Origin of the sequence: Klebsiella sp. TF21-TM (assembly GCF_019753495.1) — a bacterium.
GTDB classification, from domain to species: Bacteria; Pseudomonadota; Gammaproteobacteria; order Enterobacterales; family Enterobacteriaceae; genus Klebsiella; species Klebsiella quasipneumoniae.
Genome location: NZ_JAIJYL010000001.1, coordinates 312,322 through 333,106 on the forward strand (window position 1 = coordinate 312,322; position 20,785 = coordinate 333,106).

Consider the following 20,785-nt stretch of genomic DNA (forward strand, 5'->3'; position numbering starts at 1 on the left):
GCGCCTTTACTTTTTGGGAGAGAAGCATGGGGATAGCACTGATTAGCGGCGCGAGCCGCGGAATAGGCCGGGCGACGGCGCTGCTGCTGGCGCAGGAAGGGTATACTGTCGCGGTCAATTATCATCACAATATTAACGCTGCCACCGAGGTGGTGAATACCATTGTTGCCGCCGGCGGCAAAGCCACGGCGCTGCGGGCGGATATCAGTGATGAAGCGCAGGTGATGGCGATGTTTGAGGCGATTGACCGCATGGGCGAGCCGCTGACGGCGCTGGTCAACAACGCCGGGATCCTCTTTACCCAGTGTGCGGTGGAGAGCCTGAGCGCCGAGCGCATTAACCGCGTGCTGGCGACCAACGTGACCGGCTATTTCCTCTGCTGCCGCGAGGCGGTCAAGCGCATGGCGCATCAGCATGGCGGCAAGGGCGGGGCGATAGTTAACGTGTCGTCGGCGGCGTCGCGCCTTGGCTCGCCGGGAGAATATGTAGATTACGCCGCATCGAAAGGGGCGGTGGATACCCTGACCACCGGGCTGGCGCTGGAGGTGGCGGCGCAGGGGATCCGGGTAAATGGCGTGCGTCCTGGGCTGATTTATACCGAGATGCACGCCTCCGGCGGCGAACCGGGGCGCGTGGATCGGGTGAAGCATTCGCTGCCGATGCGGCGCGGCGGTCAGCCGGAAGAGGTCGCTCAGGCCATTGCCTGGCTGCTGAGCGACAAAGCGTCCTATGTGACGGGCAGTTTCCTCGAACTGGCGGGCGGTAAATAATCCGCTGATGCCAATTGCCCGGCGGCGCTGCGTTTGCCGGGCATGGGGGTAAGGCGAACGGTAGGCCGGGTAAGGCGTAGCCGTCACCCGGCATAAAGTCCGGTAAAGTGGCTGGCTTACCAGGAGGCCAGCCACAGCCGTAGACGCATTCCCCAGCCGCTGGTCCAGCCGGTGGTGACCGACTTCACCTCGCCTCGATAAATCACCACCAGCGTTGGCGTCACCCGAATGTCCCACTGCCGCGCCAGCTGGCCGCTCGGGTCATTCACCGTCGGCAGCGCCAGTTTCTTTCTGGCAAGCCACGTCTCCAGCGCGGCGTTATCGCCGGATCGCAGGGCCACGGTCAGCACATTGCCGCCATCGGCGGCAAGCGATGCCACCGACGGCGTGGTGTAGCGACAGACCCCGCACCAGGTGGCCCAGACGTACAGCAGCAGCGGCTTTTGCTGGCTCATGGCGTTCAGATCCACCATCCTGCCGTCGAGGGTGTGCAGCGATGTGACGCTGATGTTTTGCGGCAGCGCGGGCTGGCGAAAATAATCCACCGCCAGACCCACCGCCGCGCCAATCAGCAGCCACACCGCCAGCTCACGCAGCCAGCGCCTGAGCTTACTGGCCACGGGCTTTCGCCAGCTGCTCTTTCACCAGCCCCTCCAGTTCGTCAGCAGGGATCGCCCCGGCCACCATCTGATCGCCGATGATGGTCGCCGGCGTACCCTGAATATTCAGCACCTGCGACAAAATCAGGTTCATCTTCAGCGAATCCATGGTCTTGTCATCGAGACTGACGCTGTCGGTGGCGGTTTTCTTCTGCGCTGCGGCGATGCTGGCGTCATCGTGATAGCCTTTTTTCGCCATCAGCCGCTGATGCAGCGCCCAGAACTTATCGGGCTGCTGGCGCCAGGTAGAGAGCGCCGCTTTGGCGGCATTGACCGAACTTTGCCCCTTGAACGGCAGCAGCTTCACGATCAGCTGGATGTCCGGGTTATCGTGGACGATTTTTTCCAGCATCGGATCAAACTGTTTACAGTAAGGACAGTTGTAATCGGTAAACGAGACGATCGTCAGCTTCGGCGCTTTGGCGCCGGTGCGCGGGCTGTTCGGATCGTTAAACAGCAGCTGCGCCAGCTGGTCATTACCGTTTGCTGGTGGTTCTTCCGCCGGGGCGGCGAAGCTGAAGGCGGATACGCACAGCAGCAATAAGGCGGTGATAGCTCTCATGTTAGTTTCCTTTGGCGGCGGACAGGGTGGCGAGGAGGTGGTCGCGATCTAACAGCGCAGGCAGGATCTCTCCCTGCGGCAATCCCGGTCCGTAAACCTGGTTAAACGGCACCGCGGCGCTGCCGCGGTCGGTTAAAAACTGACTAATCGTGGCGGAGGGGCGGCTCCAGTCGCCGCGCAGGGCGACCACGTCCGGCGCTAACAGCGCCTGCTGGACGTCATCGCGCAGCAGCACGTTGTATTTATTGGCTTTACAGGTCACGCACCAGTCGGCGGTGACATCAATAAACACCCGCTTATGTTCCGCCAGGGCGCTGGCGATAGCCTGCTCGCTGAGCGGCTGCCAGTTAACCCGGTCGCGGCGCGGGCCCTCGCCGTCAGGTTGGGAGACAAAGGCGACGGCGCCGGCCACCACGATGGCCAGAGCCCCTGCGCGCAGCGCTGTCCGCCAGCGGTAGCGCCAGGCGGTGGCCAGCAGCACGGCTACGGTCAGTATCACCAGCAGGGTAAGCACCGGGGTACGGCCGATGTGGATCGTCAGCAGGCTGACCAGCCATAGCGCCGAGCCAAGCATCATCACCCCCAGCGCCACCCGCAGATGATTCATCCAGCGGCCTGGGCGCGGAAGGCGTTGCGCCAGCCCCGGCCAGGCGACGATCAGCAGCCACGGCAGGCTCATGCCGATCCCCATGGCGAAGAAAATCCCCCACAGCAGCGGCAGCGGCGCCACCAGCGCCACCGACACGGCGGTGCCAAGGAACGGCGCGGTGCAGGGTGTCGCCAGCAGGGTGGCGAAGGCGCCCTGCCAGAAATGGCCCATTAAGCCGTTGCCGCCTCGGGTGGCGAGGAAGGTGCTGGCGGTGGAGGAGAGGCGGATTTCGAACAGCCCCAGCAGACTGGCGCTGAACAGGACCATCACCAGCGCCATGGCGCCGATAAACCACGGGTTCTGGAACTGGATCCCCCAGCCGAGCGCCTGATTACCCAGGCGTAGCGCGGTCATCATCAGCGCCAGCGCCAGGAACGAGACGACGATCCCGCACGCCGAGGCGAGGAACTGTCGGCGCACCGCGCCGCGTTCGCGATGTTCGGTTTGCACCAGCGAGCCGAGCTTCATCGCCAGCACCGGCAGGACGCAGGGCATTACATTGAGGATAAGCCCCCCGGCCAGCGCCATCAGCAGCACCCAGCCTAACGCCGCTCCCGGCGCGGCGCTGCCTGCGCGGATAGCGAGCTGGCTTTCCTGCGCCTGGCCGCTATCCGCCAGCACCAGCGACAACGTTTTACCGCGTAGATCCGGCGCCGCTTCGCCCCAGCTATCGGTGACCGGCACGCTGGCGGTTAGCGTATCGCCGCGGGTGGTAAAGCTCGGCTTGCCGAAATCGACATCCTCCATGCTGTCGATAAACAGCGCTGGTTGCTGCCAGCCGGCATCACGGCGGGCGGTCACCGTCAGTTTGCCGCTGACGTAGCTGGCGTTCAGCTGCGAAGTCAGGCCATCGCGCAGCGGCAGCGTGCCCATCGCACGGGTGTAATCGTAGGCAAAACCCTCTCCTGGCGGGGCCGTCATATCCAGCGAAAAGGGATAGTCAGTGAGAATGCAGACATTGCTGCAGGTGGATAATGTCAGTACGCCGCTGAGCGTCGGCGGTATCTTCCCGCGCAGGGTCATCGGGAAGCTGACGTCGCCGTGATATCCCTGAGTGGAAATGCCCGCAACGTCGAAACGCTGCGGCGTCGGCCAGCGCCAGTCAACCGCCAGCGGCGTGCCCCAGGCGATAGCCGGCGCGATGCCGCCTTCCCCTGGCGAACGCCAGTAGGTTTTCCAGCCCTTTTCCAGCGCCACGTCTAAAAGCAGGCGGGTATCGCCATTGCTCTCGGTTTGCGCCCGCAGGCGCACGCTGGCGTGTTGATTATCGGCGGCGCGTAGCCAGCCGCTGTCGGCGGCCTGGCTGACGGGCAGCCATAGCCAAAGCAGGCAGACCAGTAGTCGCCTGAATAACATAGACATAAATTTGCTCCATAAATGATGAATTAACCTGAACTGTCAGGAAAATCACTCACTCACGGAAGACGCATAATCGCAGATGCACCCGCAATCGGGGCGGGGAGATAACGCGGGGAGGCCACTGGCGTTCGATACGCGGCGGGATCGCCGCCAGCACCGCCAGCAGCAGGGTGATAGCCAACAGCGCCCCTTCGAACAGCATCGGCGGGACGGCCATCAGCGACTTGGCGCTGAGCTCGCACGGCGTGACCGGCGCGTCGGCCTTATCCTGGGTTTGCTGTAGCGACGGGCTGTCGGCAGCGAGGTTCATGACCAGCGCGTGCATCCCGGCCATTCGCTGGGCGGTGCAGACCAGCACCACCATACAGGCCAGGAGGACAAAAAGAATGGCTTTGCGTTGTCGCTTAATCATGAGCGCCTCAAATATTCACGAGGCATATCTTATCGGGCGAACGCGTTTTGGCAATGGTAAAGCTGTAAAGAAGTGTCTGGCGGATAAGCGATTTGCCCTCCCCCGGCCGGGAGAGGGCAGTCAATTACAGATTCTCACCGTTGCTGGCGATGACCTCTTTGTACCAGTTGAAGCTCTTCTTGCGCGAGCGGGACATATCGCCGGTGCCGTCGTCGTGTTTGTTGACGTAGATGAAGCCGTAGCGTTTGCTGTACTGGCCGGTGGTGAAGGAGACGCAGTCGATGCAGCCCCACGGGGTATAGCCCATCAGTTCGACGCCGTCGTAGGTGACGGCTTTCATCATCTCTTCGACGTGGGCGCGCAGGTAGTCAATGCGGTAGTCATCGTTGATGCTGCCGTCGGCTTCGACTTTGTCGTAGGCGCCAAAGCCGTTCTCGACGATAAACAGCGGCTTCTGGTAGCGCTCATACAATTCACACAGGGAATAGCGCAGACCGACCGGGTCAATCTGCCAGCCCCAGTCGGAGGCTTTGACGTGCGGATTCGGCACGCTGCCTTCGAAGCCGGAAATGGCGTCGCCGGTGCCGCCTTCGGCTTTCACCGCGTTGGTCATGTAGTAGCTGAAGCCAAGATAAGCGCAGGTGCCTTCGCGCAGGATCTGCGCGTCGCCATCTTCCATCTGGATGTTGAAGCCGCGGCGCTCCCACTCATTCAGCACATAGCTCGGATAGTAACCGCGCAGCTGAACGTCGGTAAAGACGTAGCGCTCGCGCATCGACTCCTGAGCAAACATCACATCTTCCGGTTTGCAGGAGTAAGGGTAGAGGGCGACCATCGCCAGCATGCAGCCGACCTGCATGTCCGGGTTAATACCACGCGCCGCTTTCACCACCAGCGCGCTGGCGACGAACTGATGGTGCAGCACCTGGTACATGGTCTCTTCCGGGTTGTCATGCTCGGTATAAACCACCCCGGAGCAGCAGTAGCCGAACAGCGGCGCGCGCCAGTTACGCTGGTTATTGATCTCGTTGAAGGTCATCCAGTATTTCACTTTGTGCTTATAGCGCTCGAAGACCACTTCGGCGAAGCGCACAAAGAAATCGACCACTTTACGGTTGGTCCAGCCGCCGTACTGCTGCACCAGGTGCAGGGGCATCTCGAAGTGGGAGAGGGTGATCACCGGCTCGATGTTGTACTTCAGCAGCTCGTCGAACATGTCGTCGTAGAACTTCAGCCCCTCTTCATTCGGCTGGGTCTCGTCGCCCTGCGGGAAGATGCGGGTCCAGGCGATGGAGGTACGGAAGCATTTGAAGCCCATCTCGGCGAACAGTTTGATGTCTTCTTTGTAGCGGCCGTAGAAATCCACCGCTTCGTGGTTGGGGTAATATTTGCCGGCTTCAACCTGGTGGGTGATTTCACGCGGCACGCCGTGCGCCCCGCCGGTCAGTACGTCGCAGATGCTCGGGCCTTTGCCGCCCTGATCCCAGCCGCCTTCAACCTGATGCGCGGCAACCGCGCCGCCCCATAAAAAATCTTTCGGAAGGGTTAATTTTTTCATCCTGGCTAATCTCTCTAATAACTATTGCTCTCGAGTCTAGCAAAGTGAAATTGAATGTCACGATATAACAAATTACGCCAAACGTAATATGTTACATCGAAAAAACAGGCTGTTATTTTTAGCTGATTTTGCGCGCTAATTTACGTCCGAGCGTTTCGAGAATATAGATCACTGGAATTTGCGTCGTAATATCGTAGACACCGCCAATGCGCGTCTGCGGCACGTGCCAGGAGAGATTGAAATCGGCCAGTTTGGCCAGCCGCGAGTGTTCGTGACTGGTAATGGACATCACCTTGCAGCGGTGCAGGCTGAACTGGCTGGCGAAGCGCAGGATCTCTTCCGTCTCGCCGGAGACGGAAAGCACGATCGCCAGCGCGTTACGGGCCATATCGTTAGTCACCGGAAAATAGGGGTCATCAATATGATTACTAAATTTCCCGACGTTGGAGAAGAAGCGGGCGCCATATTTCGCCAGCGCGCCCGAGGTGCCTGCGCCGACGAAAATAATACGTTCGGAGGCGAGAATAATATCGACGGCCTGCTCGAGTAATTCATCGAACTCGTCATTATTAACGCTTTTAAAAAAGCTCATGATTTCGCTGGCGCTGATATTTGCCTGTTGAGGCTCGTTCTGCTCAAGATATAATTTAAAGCGCACGCGAAATTCAGAGTAGCCCTCGCACTGCAGTTTGCGGCAGAAGCGCAACACGGTGGTGGTGGAGACGCCGGCGGCTTCGGCCAGTTCGCGGATGGTCATGTACATCACTTTGTCACGATTCTTAATGACGTAGTGGTAGACCATCATCTCAAGATTATTGAGACTGGCGACAGCGGCGTGGGAGAACATACTCACAGTGGCGAACTCACAATTCATAATGACCAGGACGGAATTATATCATGCAGGCCAATGACATTACCTTTTTTCAGCGCTTTCAGGAGGACATCCTCGCCGGGCGCAAAACGATCACCATTCGCGATGCGGCGGAGTCGCACTTTAAGCCCGGCGATGTGCTGCGCGTCGGGCGCTATGAAGACGACGGCTATTTTTGCACCATCGCCGTAACCGCGACCTCGACGGTGACTCTCGACACGCTGACCGACCAGCATGCTCAACAGGAGAATATGACCCTCGGGCAGCTGCGTCAGGTCATCAGCGACATCTATCCCGGCGAGAACCAGTTTTATGTCATTGAATTCAAAACGCTTTAAGACAATCAGGAACAGCTGTGAGTTGAAATAAAATTGTAACTTCATGATTTTAATGTGTTTACAAATATACATCGTTTTATTTTAGCTAACAGGTGTTCACTGGAATCATTCTCAGTTACCCTAAGTGGGCAATGAAAGCGTTCTTGTTTTCACGGAGTCAAATATGGTGCGCAAACCATTAATCACTCAGGGATATTCTCTGGCAGAGGAAGTTGCCAACAGCATCAGTCATGGGATTGGGCTGGTGTTCGGTATCGTCGGCCTCGTGCTCTTGCTGGTGCAGGCGGTGGACACTAACGCCAGCGCGACGGCGATCACCAGCTACAGTCTGTACGGCGGCAGCATGATTATGCTGTTTCTCGCCTCCACGCTCTATCACGCGATCCCGCATCAGCGGGCGAAACAGTGGCTGAAAAAGTTCGACCACTGCGCCATCTACTTGTTAATCGCCGGGACCTATACGCCGTTTTTGCTGGTAGGGCTGAACTCGCCGCTGGCGAAGGGGTTGATGATCGTCATCTGGAGTCTGGCGCTGCTGGGGATCCTGTTTAAGCTGACCATCGCGCACCGCTTTAAAATCCTGTCGCTGGTGACCTATCTGACCATGGGCTGGCTGTCGCTTATCGTGGTCTATCAGTTGGCGGTAAAGCTGGCGGTGGGCGGCGTGACGCTGCTGGCGGTCGGCGGGGTGGTGTACTCGCTCGGGGTCATCTTCTACGTCTGCAAACGCATTCCCTATAACCACGCTATCTGGCATGGCTTCGTGCTCGGCGGCAGCGTGTGTCACTTCCTGGCGATCTATCTGTACGTCGGCCAGTCCTGATAAACATCCCACGGTGGCGCTGCGCTTACCGTGGCTACGGTTATCTGCGGCCTGGAAATCCCACGGTGGCGCTACGCTTACCGTGGCTACGGTATTTGCAGTCAAGTAGCCCGGCTAAGGCGCGAGCGCCGCAAGCCGGGAGTCATAACGCTTTATTACGCGTCTTCCAGTGAATAGGGCAGCGGTTCGATGCGCAGGCTGCCGGCATCGTCGCGCACGCGGAACACGCTGTCCGGCTCCATATCGTTATTCATCACCACCTGCACCAGCAGCTGGCCATCATCCAGCTGAACCGCCGCAAGCACCGTACCGGTGCGGCGCCAGTTTTCGCCCATCTTCAGCTCCAGATCTTCTCCGGCCTCCGGCACCCGGCTGGCGGTACCTGACAGCGTCCACAGCGCGCGCTTATTGGCGCCGCGGAATTTCGCCCTGGCGACCATTTCCTGGCCGGTATAGCACCCTTTTTTGAAGCTGATACCGCCCAGCGCCTGCAGGTTGGTGGCCTGCGGAATGAACTGCCCGCTGTTGGCGCTGTCGATAACCGGCAGACCGGCTTCAATATTCAGCGCCAGCCACTGCTGGCTGTTGTTGAGCTGCGCTTCGCCACGCAGCGCGTCGGTGACGCGATTGGCGGTGTCGACATCGGTCACCAGCAGGAAGCGTTCGCCCGGGTGTTCAAACCACAGCAGGCTGGTGGCGCCTTCGCTAATCACCGGCGTCGCGGCGTCGGGCAGGGCGGCGAACAGCGGCGCCAGCGCGGCGCGCGCCTGGAAGCCGGCCACCCCCAGCAGAACCAGATCGTCGTTGGCGGCGATGGTGACTTTGGAGAAGACGGCATATTTTTTCAGCTCGGTCAGCTGCGCGTCGCGCAGGCTGCGGCGCTCAATCCACGCGAAGCCGCCGTCGCGGCGGAATACGCGCAGGTTGCTCCACATCTTGCCTTTGGCGTCACAGTGGGCGGCAAGCAGATGCTGGGCATCGGTGAGACTGCTCACATCGGCGGTAATCTGCCCCTGCAGATATTTTTCGCTGTCCGGTCCGCTAATTGTCGCCAGCGCCCAGTCATCCAGGGTCATCAGCGTTAACGGCAGACGAGCGGAAGAGGAAGGCTGACGCGGAGGAAAAGGTGTAAAAGCCATAGTCATATCCTGAATCGCTTAACGCAGTGTGTGTGACCAATGGTAAAAGAGCTATAGTGCATTGCAAGCGCTTTCAACAGGCCATTTGTGCGCTGACGTTTGGCGACGGCCTGACGCGGGAAAACAATAAGCCCATCATTATTTTATGGTTTTTATGGAAGGATGCTCGCATTCAGCGATATTCCTGTAAAGTTACGGCAGAAAACGGGTTAAACTAACCTATATTTTGCTGCTGGAAGGTCAACATGGACATTAACAATAAAGCACGTATCCACTGGGCATGCCGCCGCGGGATGCGCGAACTCGACATCTCCATCATGCCGTTCTTTGAGTATGAGTACGATACCCTCAGCGACGCTGACAAACAGCTGTTCATTCGCCTGCTGGAAAATGACGATCCGGATCTGTTCAACTGGCTGATGAACCACGGCAAACCGGCCGATGCGGAGCTGCAGCGGATGGTAACCTTAATTCAGACACGGAATCGGGAACGTGGTCCTGTGGCAATCTGATCTCCGTATCTCCTGGCGCGCGCAGTGGTTTTCCCTGCTGCTCCACGGCGTTGTGGCGGCGCTGGTGCTGCTGGTTCCCTGGCCGTTAAGCTACACCCCGATCTGGCTGCTGCTGCTGTCGCTGGTGGTCTTTGACTGTGTGCGCAGCCAGCGACGGATCCATGCCCGTCGCGGGGAGATAAAACTGCTCACCGATTCCCGGCTGCGCTGGCAAAACGCCGAATGGGAGATCCTCGGGACGCCGTGGGTCATCAACAGCGGTATGCTGCTGCGTTTGCGCCATGTCGATACCCGACGCGGTCAGCATCTGTGGCTGGCGGCGGACAGCATGGATCCCGGAGAGTGGCGGGATCTGCGCCGGCTTGTGCTGCAAAAACCGGCGCAGGAGTAAGCGGCGTCAGGAGAAGTGTTCGGCCATTTCGCCGAGGATCTGCTCGCACCAGCTCTGGATGCGCTCGTCGCTCAGGTCGTACTGGTTGGTTTCATCCAGCGCCAGGCCAACGAACAGTTGGCCATCAGCGATCACCGGTTTCGGGCTGGTGAACTCATAGCCTTCGGTTGGCCAGTAGCCGACAAACTTCACGCCTTTGGTCGCCAGCTTGTCATGCAGCATGCCCAGCGCGTCAAGGAACCATTCGCCATAGCCCAGCTGATCGCCCATGCCGTACAGCGCGACGATTTTGCCCTCCAGGTCCAGGGTGTCCAGCTGGTCCCAAACCGCTTCCCAGTCTTCCTGAATTTCGCCGAAATCCCAGGTCGGGATGCCGAGGATCAGTACATCGTACTGGCTCATCAGGGCGGGGGAGTCATCTTTCAGATTGTGCAACGTCACCAGCTCAGGGCCGATGATATCGCGGATTTTCTCCGCGGCCATTTCGGTGTAGCAGGTACTGGAGCCGTAAAACAGACCTATATTCATCGCGTAAACATCTCGATTCTTGCTGTGAATGGCGGGCAGTGTACCAGAAAGGCGTCCTCTTAAGGCATAATGAGAGCGTTTAACGAACAAAGAGGCCGATGTGAAACAGGATCTGGCACTAATCGAACAGTTTCTCGATGCCCTTTGGCTGGAGCGCAATCTGGCGGAGAATACGCTCAGCGCCTACCGTCGCGATTTGACGATGCTGGTGGAGTGGCTGCACCATCGCGGCCTGTCGCTGGTAAGCGTCGGCAGCGACGACCTGCAGGCGCTGCTGGCCGAGCGGCAGTCCGGCGGCTATAAAGCCACCAGCACCGCGCGCCTGCTGAGCGCCGTGCGTCGTTTCTTCCAGCATCTGTACCGGGAAAAAATTCGCCCGGACGACCCCAGCGCGCTGCTGGCCTCGCCGAAGCTGCCGCAGCGGCTGCCGAAGGATCTCAGTGAGGCGCAGGTTGAGCGTCTGCTGCAGGCCCCGCTGGTGGAGCAGCCGCTGGAGTTGCGCGACAAAGCGATGCTGGAGGTGCTGTATGCCACCGGCCTGCGCGTCTCGGAGCTGGTGGGGCTGACGATGAGCGACATCAGCCTGCGCCAGGGCGTGCTGCGGGTGGTGGGCAAAGGCAACAAAGAGCGGCTGGTGCCGCTGGGGGAAGAGGCGGTACTGTGGGTGGAAAATTACCTCGAGTATGGTCGCCCCTGGCTGCTGAACGGCGTGGCGTCGGATGTCTTATTTCCCAGCCAGCGCGCCCAGCAGATGACGCGTCAGACCTTCTGGCACCGGATTAAACACTATGCCGTGCTGGCGGGGATCGACAGCGAAAAGCTCTCCCCGCACGTGTTGCGCCATGCGTTCGCCACGCATTTGCTCAATCATGGCGCCGACCTGCGCGTGGTGCAGATGCTGTTAGGACACAGCGATCTCTCCACCACGCAGATCTACACCCACGTGGCGACCGAGCGTCTGCGACAACTTCATCAACAGCACCACCCGCGGGCGTGAGTGCTGAACAAAAGGACTGAGTATGAAAAAAGGTTTATTGATGTTCACCCTGCTGGCGGCTTCCCTTTCCGGGGCGGCGCATGCCGATAGCGCGGCAATTAAACAGTCGCTGGCGAAGCTGGGTGTGCAGAGCACCGATATTCAACCATCGCCGGTTTCCGGGATGAGCACGGTGCTGACCGACAGCGGCGTACTGTATGTCACCGACGACGGCAAGCACATCATCCAGGGGCCGATGTACGACGTGAGCGGCGCGCAGCCGGTCAATGTCACTAACCAGCTGCTGCTGGGTAAACTGAACGCGCTGAGCAACGAAATGATTGTCTACAAAGCGCCGAAGGAGCAGCACGTCATTACCGTCTTCACCGACATCACCTGCGGTTATTGCCACAAGCTCCATGAGCAGATGAGCGACTACAACGCGCTGGGGATCACCGTGCGCTATCTCGCCTTCCCGCGCCAGGGACTGCAGAGCCAGGCGGAGCAGGATATGAAGGCCATCTGGTGCGCGAAAGATCGCAACAAAGCGCTGGATGACGCTATGAACGGCAAGGGCGTGCAGCCGGCGAGCTGCAGCGTGGATATCGCTAAACACTACACCCTTGGCGTGCAGATGGGCGTCAACGGTACCCCGGCGATGGTCCTCAGTAACGGCATGGTGCTGCCGGGCTATCAGGGGCCGAAAGAGCTGAAGGCGTTCCTCGACGAGCATAAAAAACAGACAAGCGGTAACTGATTCGAGTGAAACAACAGATACAACTACGCCGCCGCGAGACGGTTGACGGCGTCGATTTACCCGCCGATCTGCCGCCGCTGCTGCAGCGGCTGTATGCCAGCCGCGGGGTGCGCAGCGCCCAGGAGCTGGAGCGCAGCGTCAAAGGCATGCTGCCGTGGACGCAGCTCACCGGCGTTGAAAAAGCGGTCGGGATGCTGCACGACGCTTTCCAGAAAGGGTTGCACATTGTCGTAGTCGGCGATTTTGACGCCGACGGCGCCACCAGCACCGCGCTCAGCGTGCTGGCCCTGCACGCGCTGGGCTACGGCAACGTCTCCTACCTGGTGCCGAACCGTTTTGAAGACGGCTACGGCTTGAGCCCGGAAGTGGTCGATCAGGCCCACGCCCGCGGCGCGCAGATGATCATGACCGTCGACAACGGGATCTCGTCCCATGCCGGCGTCGATCATGCCCATGCGCTGGGGATCCCGGTGCTGGTAACCGATCACCACCTGCCGGGGGAGACGCTGCCGGCGGCGGAGGCCATCGTTAACCCTAACCTGCGCGATTGCGACTTTCCGTCGAAATCGCTGGCCGGGGTCGGGGTGGCGTTCTATCTGATGCTGGCGCTGCGCACCTTTCTGCGTGATAACGGCTGGTTCGATGCCCGCGGCATCGCCGCGCCGAACCTTGCCGAGCTGCTGGATCTGGTGGCGCTTGGCACCGTTGCCGACGTCGTGCCGCTGGATGCTAACAATCGTATTCTCACCTGGCAGGGGTTAAGCCGCATTCGCGCTGGCAAATGTCGGCCCGGCATTAAGGCGCTGCTGGAGATTGCCAACCGCGATCCGCAAAAGCTGGCGGCCAGCGACCTCGGTTTTGCCCTCGGGCCGCGCCTGAACGCGGCGGGGCGGCTGGACGACATGTCGGTCGGCGTCGCGCTGCTGCTGTGCGATAACATTGGCGAAGCGCGCGTGTTAGCCAATGAGCTTGACGCGCTCAACCAGACGCGCAAAGAGATCGAGCAGGGGATGCAGGCGGAAGCGCTAACGCTCTGTCAGCAGCTGGAACGCAGTAGCGATACCCTGCCCGGCGGGCTGGCGATGTACCATCCGCAGTGGCACCAGGGGGTGGTCGGCATCCTCGCCTCGCGAATTAAGGAACGTTTCCACCGGCCGGTGATCGCCTTTGCGCCCACCGGCGACGGTACGCTGAAAGGCTCCGGCCGCTCCATTCAGGGGCTGCATATGCGCGATGCGCTGGAGCGTCTCGATACGCTCTATCCGGGGCTGATCCTGAAGTTCGGCGGCCACGCGATGGCGGCAGGATTATCGCTGGAAGAGGCGCGCTTTGAGGAGTTTCAGCAGCGCTTTGGCGAGCTGGTGACCGAGTGGCTGGATCCCGCGCTGTTACAGGGCGAGGTCGTTTCCGACGGGCCGCTGGCGGCGGCTGAGATGAGCATGGAAGTGGCGCAGATGCTGCGCGACGCCGGGCCGTGGGGACAGATGTTCCCGGAACCGCTGTTTGACGGCCGTTTCCGCCTGCTGCAGCAGCGGCTGGTGGGCGAGCGTCACCTGAAGGTGATGGTCGAGCCGGTTGACGGCGGCCCGCTGCTGGACGGTATCGCCTTCAACGTGGATACTTCCATCTGGCCCGACAACGGCGTGCGTGAAGTCCAGTTAGCCTACAAGCTCGACATCAATGAGTTCCGCGGCAACCGCAGCCTGCAGCTGATCATCGATCACCTCTGGCCAAATTGACAACAGTGTATGAATAAGGGCGCGAATCCGGTAGAATTCCGCTCTTATCACCGCATTTTGACAAATCCATTAAAAGAAACCGACCATGTTTGAAATAAATCCGGTAAAAAACCGCATTCAGGACCTCACGGAGCGCTCCGACGTTCTTAGGGGGTATCTTTGACTACGATGCCAAGAAAGAGCGTCTCGAAGAAGTAAACGCCGAGCTGGAACAGCCGGACGTCTGGAATGAACCTGAACGCGCTCAGGCGCTGGGTAAAGAGCGTTCTTCCCTGGAAGCCATCGTAGATACCCTGGATCAGATGTCCCAGGGGCTGGAAGACGTTGCCGGCCTGCTGGATCTGGCCGTGGAAGCGGACGACGAAGAGACCTTCAACGAAGCCGTCGCCGAGCTGGATACCCTGGAAGAGAAGCTGGCGCAGCTTGAGTTCCGCCGCATGTTCTCCGGCGAATACGACAACGCCGATTGCTACCTCGATATTCAGGCAGGCTCAGGCGGCACCGAAGCCCAGGACTGGGCCAGCATGCTGATGCGCATGTACCTGCGCTGGGCGGAAGCGCGCGGCTTTAAGACCGAGATCATCGAAGAGTCCGAAGGTGAAGTCGCGGGCATTAAATCCGTGACCATCAAGATCATTGGCGATTACGCTTACGGCTGGCTGCGTACCGAAACCGGCGTTCATCGTCTGGTGCGTAAGAGCCCGTTCGATTCCGGCGGCCGCCGTCATACCTCCTTTAGCTCTGCGTTCGTTTACCCGGAAGTTGAAGACGATATCGATATCGAAATTAACCCGGCCGACCTGCGCATCGACGTTTACCGCGCCTCCGGCGCCGGTGGGCAGCACGTTAACCGTACAGAATCCGCGGTGCGTATTACCCACATCCCGACCGGGTTGGTGACGCAGTGCCAGAACGACCGTTCGCAGCACAAGAACAAAGACCAGGCCATGAAGCAGATGAAAGCGAAGCTTTATGAGCTGGAGATGCAGAAGAAAAATGCCGAGAAGCAGGCGATGGAAGACAACAAGTCCGATATCGGCTGGGGCAGCCAGATCCGCTCTTACGTGCTGGATGACTCGCGTATTAAAGATCTGCGTACCGGGGTGGAAACCCGCAACACTCAGGCGGTGCTCGACGGCAGCCTGGACCAATTTATCGAAGCAAGTTTGAAAGCAGGGTTATGAGGAACCAACATGTCTGAACAACAAGCACAGGGCGCTGACGCGGCAATTGACCTTAATAATGAACTGAAAACCCGTCGCGAGAAGCTGGCTGCGCTGCGTGAGCAGGGCGTCGCTTTCCCGAACGATTTCCGTCGTGACCATACCTCTGACCAACTGCACGCTGACTTCGATGCCAAAGAAAACGAAGAGCTGGAAGCGCTGAACGTTGAAGTGGCCGTGGCTGGCCGCATGATGACCCGCCGTATCATGGGTAAAGCGTCCTTCGTCACTCTGCAGGACGTTGGCGGCCGCATCCAGCTGTACGTAGCGCGCGATGACCTGGCGGAAGGCGTTTACAACGACCAGTTCAAAAAATGGGATCTCGGCGACATCATCGCCGCCCGCGGTAAGCTGTTCAAGACCAAAACCGGTGAGCTGTCTATCCACTGCACCGAGCTGCGTCTGCTGACCAAAGCCCTGCGCCCGTTACCGGACAAGTTCCATGGCCTGCAGGATCAGGAAGCGCGCTATCGTCAGCGTTACCTCGACCTGATCTCCAACGATGAATCGCGCAACACCTTTAAAGTGCGTTCGCAGATCCTGGCGGGTATCCGTCAGTTCATGGTTGGCCGCGGCTTTATGGAAGTGGAAACCCCGATGATGCAGGTGATCCCGGGCGGCGCCTCCGCGCGTCCGTTCATCACCCATCATAACGCGCTGGATCTGGACATGTACCTGCGCATCGCGCCGGAACTGTACCTCAAGCGCCTGGTCGTGGGCGGTTTCGAACGCGTCTTCGAGATCAACCGTAACTTCCGTAACGAAGGGATCTCCGTTCGTCATAACCCAGAGTTCACCATGATGGAACTCTACATGGCCTATGCGGACTATAAAGATCTGATCGAGCTGACCGAATCCCTGTTCCGCACCCTGGCGCAGGACATTCTCGGCAACACCGAAGTGCCTTACGGCGACCAGGTGTTCGACTTCGGCAAGCCGTTTGAAAAACTGACCATGCGCGAAGCGATCAAGAAATACCGTCCGGAAACCGAGATGGCGGATCTGGATAACTTCGATTCCGCGAAAGCGATCGCTGAGTCTATCGGTATCAAAGTGGAGAAGAGCTGGGGTCTGGGCCGTATCGTGACCGAGATCTTCGAAGAAGTGGCGGAAGCGCACCTGATCCAGCCGACCTTCATCACTGAATACCCGGCGGAAGTTTCTCCGCTGGCGCGCCGTAACGACGTCAACCCGGAAATCACCGACCGCTTTGAATTCTTCATCGGCGGCCGTGAGATCGGTAACGGCTTTAGCGAGCTGAACGACGCCGAAGACCAGGCGCAGCGCTTCCAGGACCAGGTTGATGCGAAAGCCGCGGGCGACGACGAAGCGATGTTCTACGATGAAGACTACGTGACCGCGCTGGAGCACGGCCTGCCGCCGACCGCCGGTCTGGGTATCGGTATCGACCGCATGGTGATGCTGTTCACCAACAGCCACACCATCCGCGACGTGATCCTGTTCCCTGCAATGCGTCCGCAGAAATAATCGCGTCTTGTGAAATGCAAAAACCCGGCTTGCCGGGTTTTTTTATGTCTGACGTGAGGCCTGAAGGCTGGCGGCGTAAATGTCTTATCCGGGCTACGCAACAGCGCAGAACCGTCGGCCTGTGCAAGCGTAGCGCCGCCAGGCAACGATGACAGGTACGGAGTCGCTTTTTGCGCCGGGTGGCGGCTGCGAGAATAGTCAGCTTACCCGCGCACACGCGCAACAAAGTCGGTCAGCGCCTGGCGAGCGTCCCGATTTTCCGCTTCCAGCACCATCCACGGGCTAAACGCCCACGGCGTGGCGGCCAGCGCGCTTAACATCATTGCCAGGTCAACCCACTGATAATCCATGACTTCATCGTCGTTAGGCAGCACTTCGCTCACCACGCGCGCGGCATACACCGGGCATACTTCGTTCTCAACGATGCCGTTCGGGGCGACCGCCCGGTAGCGGAAGGCCGGGTGAACCGGCACGATATCGGCGATCTCCACGCCGAGTTCGAAGCGACAGCGGCGCGTGACGGCCTGCTCGAAGGTCTCGCCCTGCTGGGGGTGTCCGCAGACGGAGTTGGTCCACACCCCGGGCCAGGCTTTTTTGCCCAGCGAACGGCGGGTGACCAGCAACTGCCCCTGCTGATTAAACAACCAGCAGGAAAACGCGAGATGTAAAGGGGTATCAAGCGTGTGGGCGGCATACTTCTCCAGCATACCGGCAGGCTGATCCTGCTCATCCAGTAAAATGACGTGTTCCCCGGCCATGACGACTCCTGAAAATAAAAAATGACCCGGCACAAACCCGCCGGGTCATGTACTCAGGCCTCTAGGGTAGCCCATAAATGGGAGAAAGGCATTACCAAAACAAGCCCTGGAGTCCGCTCTGTGAGCGGCAACGCGTCATGGCGGGTAAGTCCACCACGATGTGCGGCTCCAGCAGCAATTGCTGTCCGTCGCGGGCCGTATTCGATGGCGGGGGGCTATTGGTTTCGCCATCAGGGATGACGCCCTGCGCCGCGGACTGGTATGATATTCGCCCTGGTTGCGAGGTAAGTGGTTGTGTTAAGTGCAGGATGCCTGATGATGAAACGCGTTTATATGACACTGATGCTGGTGGTAAGCCTGGCGCTGGCCGGCTGCTCCAGCAACTCCGATTCCGGTACGACCTACACCGTCAAACGTGGCGATACCCTGTATGGCATCTCCCGCACCACCGGCACCAGCGTTCGCGATCTGGCCCGCCTGAATAATATCTCGCCGCCCTACACCATTGAGGTGGGGCAGAAGCTGAAGCTTAACGGCAGCAGTTCAACGAAGACAACGAAGAAAAAATCTTCCTCCACGCGCACGGCGGCGGTCACCCCTTCGTCCGCGGTACCTCAGTCCTCCTGGCCGCCGGTGGGACAGCGCTGCTGGCGCTGGCCGACCAGCGGTAAAGTGGTCCTGCCTTATTCCACCGCCGATGGCGGCAATAAAGGCATTGATATCGCCGGGACTCGCGGCCAGCCCGTGTACGCCGCCGGGGCGGGCAAGGTGGTCTACGTCGGCAACCAGCTGCGCGGCTACGGCAACCTGATCATGATTAAGCACAGCGAGGATTACATCACCGCCTATGCCCACAACGATAAGCTGATGGTGAATAACGGCCAGAGCGTGAAGGCCGGCCAGCAAATAGCCACCATGGGCAGTACGGATGCCGACTCAGTGCGTCTGCATTTCCAGATCCGCTATCGGGCGACGGCCATCGATCCGCTGCGCTACCTGCCGCCGCAGGGCAGTAAGCCTAAGTGCTAAAAGGTTATTTTATCGCCAGTCAGCATCCGGCGGGCTTGTCACAGGGTGCGTAAGGGCTATAATGCTTCTCGCACCTCTTCGCGGGCGTAGTTCAATGGTAGAACGAGAGCTTCCCAAGCTCTATACGAGGGTTCGATTCCCTTCGCCCGCTCCAGAATTTCCCTAACGTATTAATTCTACTATCTTTTTCAAAACCATACGTGACGGCGCTCGTGATCCTCCTACAAAGGGGTCATACAGCCGATGGCGCAGCGTGATAATCTATATCGACGTCCAAGTGGTATCTATGTTCTGCGGATCACCGTTCCGGTTCGTTATCGCGCCCTGATAGGGCAGCGTGAAATTCATGCATCTACCCGCACAACCCACCTTGCAAATGCCAGAGCTATTGCCGCGCGTTTGCTGGAGAAGTGGTATGCGTCTCTGGAAGAGTTCAGGCAAGTGGATAAAGAGAAGATCAGGGGCAATGCCCCATTGTAGACTGGCGCTGGCAAAATCAGCTTGGCATTGTTTTGCGATTCATTTGGGGTTGGGGTTGAGACTGTCGTCCAGCATCTCCTGGCAGACAATGTGCCGCTGTATGCCCTTGTATCTAACCAGCGTGGCTTTCTGATTGATGATTTCAGCACGCTTGAGCGTGATCCTGATACGCATGGGTTCGTTTTGAATAACATTGCGTATGACGGTGCTGAGGCTGCGGTAAACGGCTATATGCAGCTTTATCAGCCGCAGTTTGCCCTTGTTGAATTGCTGAACGGGCGAGAGGTTGAGGTTACGGCATTCAGGGCTAACAACGGCAATCCTCTTTCCCTCTGGTTGTTGGATTTACCCGGGGTGACGCTGAATGCAAGTTCTTTGTTCATCAACAACGTGCAGGCTGAAAAACTGCGTAGCGCTTGGGATAAGGCGCTTGCGAAATCGGAGCCAACATTAAGTGCTCTGCCATGCGCTCCGGTAGGTGTAACACCAGCGATTCCTGTGGCCGCTACCATCAACCCGTATTGCAACCCGACATATGCGAGCATGACAGTTTCAGCAGTGCTGGAAGCGTTTCTGGTCTACAAAAATACGGGTGATATCAAGTTGGCCAGCGAGGGTAAAATTCGTTCCAGAATTGCACACTTCACGGAGATCATGGGCGATATGTCCTTGAGTGGGCTGGATCGTGATGTCGTGAAGGACTACGTCAACAGAATGCAGAATATGCCCGGCAAATCTGTATTTGATGCGGCGAAAATACAAGATTTCAGATACGCATAAGCTGATTGAAACGGCATTGGCTGATGGTCAGTCGGTCATAAGCCGAGATGCGATTGGCAGGCATATTGAATCACTGGGTTCAATGCTCAAATGGGCTAAGAGCGAACGTTATCTTTTTGATAACCCTGCTGAGAATGTGCTGGCTCAACGCCGTGTGATGGTGCGTGAGCAGGATCGCCGCGACCTCTTCACCAATGATGAACTAGTGCAAATTTTCTCGGCTGATTGGTTTAAGAAAGGCGCGGGAACGTCCAATCAATACGGACGTTATACGAGCTTCCGCCCGTTTCATTACTGGTTGCCTCTGCTGGCATTATATGTGGGAGGGCGCATCAATGAGCTTTGCCAGCTTTATCTGACGGATATCCGCGAAGATAAAAACGGTGTTGCCTATATTGATTTTAATCTGGATGCGCCGGATAAGATGATGGATGAAGAGACGCAGACTGGGGGCGATAAGTCCTTGAAAACGGTGAATGCTATCCGTCAGGTTCCCTTACATCCACGATTGATCGAACTAGGGTTACTTGAGTATGTGGATGCGCTGAAAGCCGCCGGATATGATCGTCTTTTCCCTGAGTTAAAGCACAACAAAATCAAAGGATATCGTGCCGCCGACTCAAAATGGTTTAACGAAAACTACTTTGGCAAAGTCCTTGGGTTTCCCCGTGACGGTAAGAAAACGTTCCATTCGCTGAGGCATACTTTCATCAATGCCGTAGACGAGTTTGAGAGCAATGAACGCACGATTGCGCAGCTTTTTGGACATGTTCGGGGCAGCACTAACGCGATGACAACCTATCGTAAGGATGCTGATGTGGGAGAGCAATTTGGCGTGATTTCGCAGCTTCGCTACAGTTTGCGTGATATTACGCGGTTTGATTCGCAAGCGGGTATCAAGGCGGTCATCGACGCACGGCGCAGGCATAAATCGTAAGATGCGCCAAACGCGCCAGGAAGCTCTGTGGCGCGTTTTTATCAAAG

At 58.5% G+C, this 20,785-nt stretch carries 23 protein-coding genes and 1 tRNA gene; 15 read left to right on the forward strand and 9 right to left on the reverse strand.

Features of this window, described 5'->3' with window-relative positions; translation table 11 throughout:
- The first annotated feature begins 26 nt into the window (after positions 1 to 26).
- Positions 27 to 770: an SDR family oxidoreductase gene (locus tag K5R89_RS01600; protein ID WP_101989442.1), complete on the forward strand. Its 744-nt coding sequence runs from the start codon at positions 27 to 29 to the stop codon at positions 768 to 770.
- Between the two features lie 116 nt (positions 771 to 886).
- Here K5R89_RS01600 and K5R89_RS01605 read toward each other — a convergent pair whose 3' ends face one another.
- The 6 genes from K5R89_RS01605 to K5R89_RS01630 all read right to left on the reverse strand — a co-directional run bounded on the left by K5R89_RS01605 (position 887) and on the right by K5R89_RS01630 (position 6,816).
- Positions 887 to 1,390: a protein disulfide oxidoreductase gene (locus K5R89_RS01605; RefSeq protein WP_101989441.1), complete on the reverse strand. Its 504-nt coding sequence runs from the start codon at positions 1,388 to 1,390 to the stop codon at positions 887 to 889.
- A complete protein-coding gene (locus K5R89_RS01610) occupies positions 1,380 to 1,991 on the reverse strand; it encodes a thioredoxin domain-containing protein (protein ID WP_023290975.1) in 612 nt (203 codons plus the stop codon). Before K5R89_RS01610 ends, K5R89_RS01605 begins: the two co-directional genes overlap by 11 nt.
- Before the next feature lies 1 nt (position 1,992).
- Complete coding sequence (locus K5R89_RS01615) at positions 1,993 to 4,002, reverse strand: protein-disulfide reductase DsbD (protein ID WP_101989440.1); 2,010 nt, start codon at positions 4,000 to 4,002, stop codon at positions 1,993 to 1,995.
- A 49-nt stretch (positions 4,003 to 4,051) separates the two neighbouring features.
- On the reverse strand, positions 4,052 to 4,411 hold the full coding sequence (locus tag K5R89_RS01620; RefSeq protein WP_064158014.1) for a hypothetical protein: 360 nt from the start codon (positions 4,409 to 4,411) through the stop codon (positions 4,052 to 4,054).
- 124 nt (positions 4,412 to 4,535) lie between these two features.
- Positions 4,536 to 5,969, reverse strand: coding sequence for a 6-phospho-beta-glucosidase (locus tag K5R89_RS01625; protein WP_101989439.1), 1,434 nt, complete (start codon positions 5,967 to 5,969; stop codon positions 4,536 to 4,538).
- A gap of 118 nt (positions 5,970 to 6,087) precedes the next feature.
- Entirely contained in the window at positions 6,088 to 6,816 is a 729-nt protein-coding gene (locus K5R89_RS01630; RefSeq protein WP_049014197.1) for a MurR/RpiR family transcriptional regulator, read from the reverse strand.
- A gap of 50 nt (positions 6,817 to 6,866) precedes the next feature.
- Between K5R89_RS01630 and yqfB the strand changes: the two genes are divergently transcribed.
- Both yqfB and K5R89_RS01640 read left to right on the forward strand, forming a co-directional pair.
- Positions 6,867 to 7,178, forward strand: a complete 312-nt coding sequence (gene yqfB / locus K5R89_RS01635; protein ID WP_023290970.1) for a N(4)-acetylcytidine aminohydrolase — start codon at positions 6,867 to 6,869, stop codon at positions 7,176 to 7,178.
- A gap of 163 nt (positions 7,179 to 7,341) precedes the next feature.
- The gene (locus tag K5R89_RS01640; RefSeq protein WP_008806429.1) at positions 7,342 to 8,001 is read left to right on the forward strand and encodes a hemolysin III family protein; all 660 of its coding nucleotides are present in this window, start codon (positions 7,342 to 7,344) and stop codon (positions 7,999 to 8,001) included.
- Between the two features lie 155 nt (positions 8,002 to 8,156).
- Here the strand turns inward: K5R89_RS01640 and ygfZ are convergent, their stop codons facing one another.
- Positions 8,157 to 9,140: a tRNA-modifying protein YgfZ gene (ygfZ, locus tag K5R89_RS01645; RefSeq protein ID WP_023290969.1), complete on the reverse strand. Its 984-nt coding sequence runs from the start codon at positions 9,138 to 9,140 to the stop codon at positions 8,157 to 8,159.
- Between the two features lie 245 nt (positions 9,141 to 9,385).
- Between ygfZ and sdhE the strand changes: the two genes are divergently transcribed.
- Together sdhE and K5R89_RS01655 are read left to right on the forward strand one after the other, a co-directional pair.
- The gene (gene sdhE, locus K5R89_RS01650; RefSeq protein WP_002916312.1) at positions 9,386 to 9,652 is read left to right on the forward strand and encodes an FAD assembly factor SdhE; all 267 of its coding nucleotides are present in this window, start codon (positions 9,386 to 9,388) and stop codon (positions 9,650 to 9,652) included.
- Positions 9,633 to 10,043, forward strand: coding sequence for a protein YgfX (locus tag K5R89_RS01655; protein ID WP_023290968.1), 411 nt, complete (start codon positions 9,633 to 9,635; stop codon positions 10,041 to 10,043). The genes sdhE and K5R89_RS01655 overlap by 20 nt, the downstream gene beginning before the upstream one ends.
- A gap of 6 nt (positions 10,044 to 10,049) precedes the next feature.
- On the opposite strand, the gene fldB is transcribed toward K5R89_RS01655, so the two are convergent.
- Positions 10,050 to 10,571: a flavodoxin FldB gene (gene fldB, locus K5R89_RS01660; RefSeq protein ID WP_004205324.1), complete on the reverse strand. Its 522-nt coding sequence runs from the start codon at positions 10,569 to 10,571 to the stop codon at positions 10,050 to 10,052.
- A gap of 100 nt (positions 10,572 to 10,671) precedes the next feature.
- Here fldB and xerD point away from each other — a divergent pair, with 100 nt between their 5' ends.
- From xerD to lysS, 5 genes are all read left to right on the forward strand, one after another.
- On the forward strand, positions 10,672 to 11,568 hold the full coding sequence (xerD, locus tag K5R89_RS01665) for a site-specific tyrosine recombinase XerD (RefSeq protein WP_044524682.1): 897 nt from the start codon (positions 10,672 to 10,674) through the stop codon (positions 11,566 to 11,568).
- Between the two features lie 22 nt (positions 11,569 to 11,590).
- Positions 11,591 to 12,304, forward strand: coding sequence for a bifunctional protein-disulfide isomerase/oxidoreductase DsbC (gene dsbC / locus K5R89_RS01670; RefSeq protein ID WP_002916301.1), 714 nt, complete (start codon positions 11,591 to 11,593; stop codon positions 12,302 to 12,304).
- Positions 12,305 to 12,309: 5 nt separating this feature from the next.
- Positions 12,310 to 14,043, forward strand: coding sequence for a single-stranded-DNA-specific exonuclease RecJ (recJ, locus tag K5R89_RS01675; RefSeq protein WP_217259124.1), 1,734 nt, complete (start codon positions 12,310 to 12,312; stop codon positions 14,041 to 14,043).
- A gap of 85 nt (positions 14,044 to 14,128) precedes the next feature.
- A protein-coding gene (gene prfB, locus K5R89_RS01680) for a peptide chain release factor 2 (protein WP_101862173.1) occupies positions 14,129 to 15,227 on the forward strand; the annotation gives its coding sequence in 2 pieces (ribosomal slippage) (positions 14,129 to 14,203 and positions 14,205 to 15,227; 1,098 coding nt in all).
- Positions 15,228 to 15,236: 9 nt separating this feature from the next.
- Complete coding sequence (gene lysS / locus K5R89_RS01685) at positions 15,237 to 16,754, forward strand: lysine--tRNA ligase (RefSeq protein ID WP_008806422.1); 1,518 nt, start codon at positions 15,237 to 15,239, stop codon at positions 16,752 to 16,754.
- 203 nt (positions 16,755 to 16,957) lie between these two features.
- Here the strand turns inward: lysS and idi are convergent, their stop codons facing one another.
- Positions 16,958 to 17,512 (reverse strand): isopentenyl-diphosphate Delta-isomerase, encoded by a 555-nt coding sequence (gene idi / locus K5R89_RS01690; RefSeq protein ID WP_048298249.1) that lies wholly within the window; start codon positions 17,510 to 17,512, stop codon positions 16,958 to 16,960.
- 315 nt (positions 17,513 to 17,827) lie between these two features.
- Here idi and actS point away from each other — a divergent pair, with 315 nt between their 5' ends.
- The 5 genes from actS to K5R89_RS27325 all read left to right on the forward strand — a co-directional run bounded on the left by actS (position 17,828) and on the right by K5R89_RS27325 (position 20,738).
- Positions 17,828 to 18,541 (forward strand): amidase activator ActS, encoded by a 714-nt coding sequence (gene actS, locus K5R89_RS01695; RefSeq protein WP_064155574.1) that lies wholly within the window; start codon positions 17,828 to 17,830, stop codon positions 18,539 to 18,541.
- 80 nt (positions 18,542 to 18,621) lie between these two features.
- Positions 18,622 to 18,695 (forward strand) — tRNA-Gly (locus K5R89_RS01700).
- Between the two features lie 89 nt (positions 18,696 to 18,784).
- A complete protein-coding gene (locus tag K5R89_RS27315) occupies positions 18,785 to 19,021 on the forward strand; it encodes a DUF6538 domain-containing protein (protein WP_225319953.1) in 237 nt (78 codons plus the stop codon).
- Between the two features lie 21 nt (positions 19,022 to 19,042).
- A complete protein-coding gene (locus K5R89_RS27320) occupies positions 19,043 to 19,801 on the forward strand; it encodes a hypothetical protein (RefSeq protein WP_227523328.1) in 759 nt (252 codons plus the stop codon).
- A 16-nt stretch (positions 19,802 to 19,817) separates the two neighbouring features.
- On the forward strand, positions 19,818 to 20,738 hold the full coding sequence (locus K5R89_RS27325) for a site-specific integrase (protein ID WP_228744775.1): 921 nt from the start codon (positions 19,818 to 19,820) through the stop codon (positions 20,736 to 20,738).
- Positions 20,739 to 20,785 lie beyond the last annotated feature (47 nt).

Coding starts and splice junctions, on each gene's coding strand:
- K5R89_RS01610 (WP_023290975.1), bottom strand. CDS start 1,991: ATGAGAGCTATCACCGCCTTATTGCTGCTGTGCGTATCCGCCTTCAGC.
- dsbC (WP_002916301.1), top strand. CDS start 11,591: ATGAAAAAAGGTTTATTGATGTTCACCCTGCTGGCGGCTTCCCTTTCC.
- ygfZ (WP_023290969.1), bottom strand. CDS start 9,140: ATGGCTTTTACACCTTTTCCTCCGCGTCAGCCTTCCTCTTCCGCTCGT.
- K5R89_RS01630 (WP_049014197.1), bottom strand. CDS start 6,816: ATGTTCTCCCACGCCGCTGTCGCCAGTCTCAATAATCTTGAGATGATG.
- idi (WP_048298249.1), bottom strand. CDS start 17,512: ATGGCCGGGGAACACGTCATTTTACTGGATGAGCAGGATCAGCCTGCC.
- K5R89_RS01640 (WP_008806429.1), top strand. CDS start 7,342: ATGGTGCGCAAACCATTAATCACTCAGGGATATTCTCTGGCAGAGGAA.
- K5R89_RS01620 (WP_064158014.1), bottom strand. CDS start 4,411: ATGATTAAGCGACAACGCAAAGCCATTCTTTTTGTCCTCCTGGCCTGT.
- K5R89_RS01625 (WP_101989439.1), bottom strand. CDS start 5,969: ATGAAAAAATTAACCCTTCCGAAAGATTTTTTATGGGGCGGCGCGGTT.
- K5R89_RS27315 (WP_225319953.1), top strand. CDS start 18,785: ATGGCGCAGCGTGATAATCTATATCGACGTCCAAGTGGTATCTATGTT.
- actS (WP_064155574.1), top strand. CDS start 17,828: ATGATGAAACGCGTTTATATGACACTGATGCTGGTGGTAAGCCTGGCG.
- lysS (WP_008806422.1), top strand. CDS start 15,237: ATGTCTGAACAACAAGCACAGGGCGCTGACGCGGCAATTGACCTTAAT.
- K5R89_RS01615 (WP_101989440.1), bottom strand. CDS start 4,002: ATGTCTATGTTATTCAGGCGACTACTGGTCTGCCTGCTTTGGCTATGG.
- sdhE (WP_002916312.1), top strand. CDS start 9,386: ATGGACATTAACAATAAAGCACGTATCCACTGGGCATGCCGCCGCGGG.
- yqfB (WP_023290970.1), top strand. CDS start 6,867: ATGCAGGCCAATGACATTACCTTTTTTCAGCGCTTTCAGGAGGACATC.
- K5R89_RS01600 (WP_101989442.1), top strand. CDS start 27: ATGGGGATAGCACTGATTAGCGGCGCGAGCCGCGGAATAGGCCGGGCG.
- fldB (WP_004205324.1), bottom strand. CDS start 10,571: ATGAATATAGGTCTGTTTTACGGCTCCAGTACCTGCTACACCGAAATG.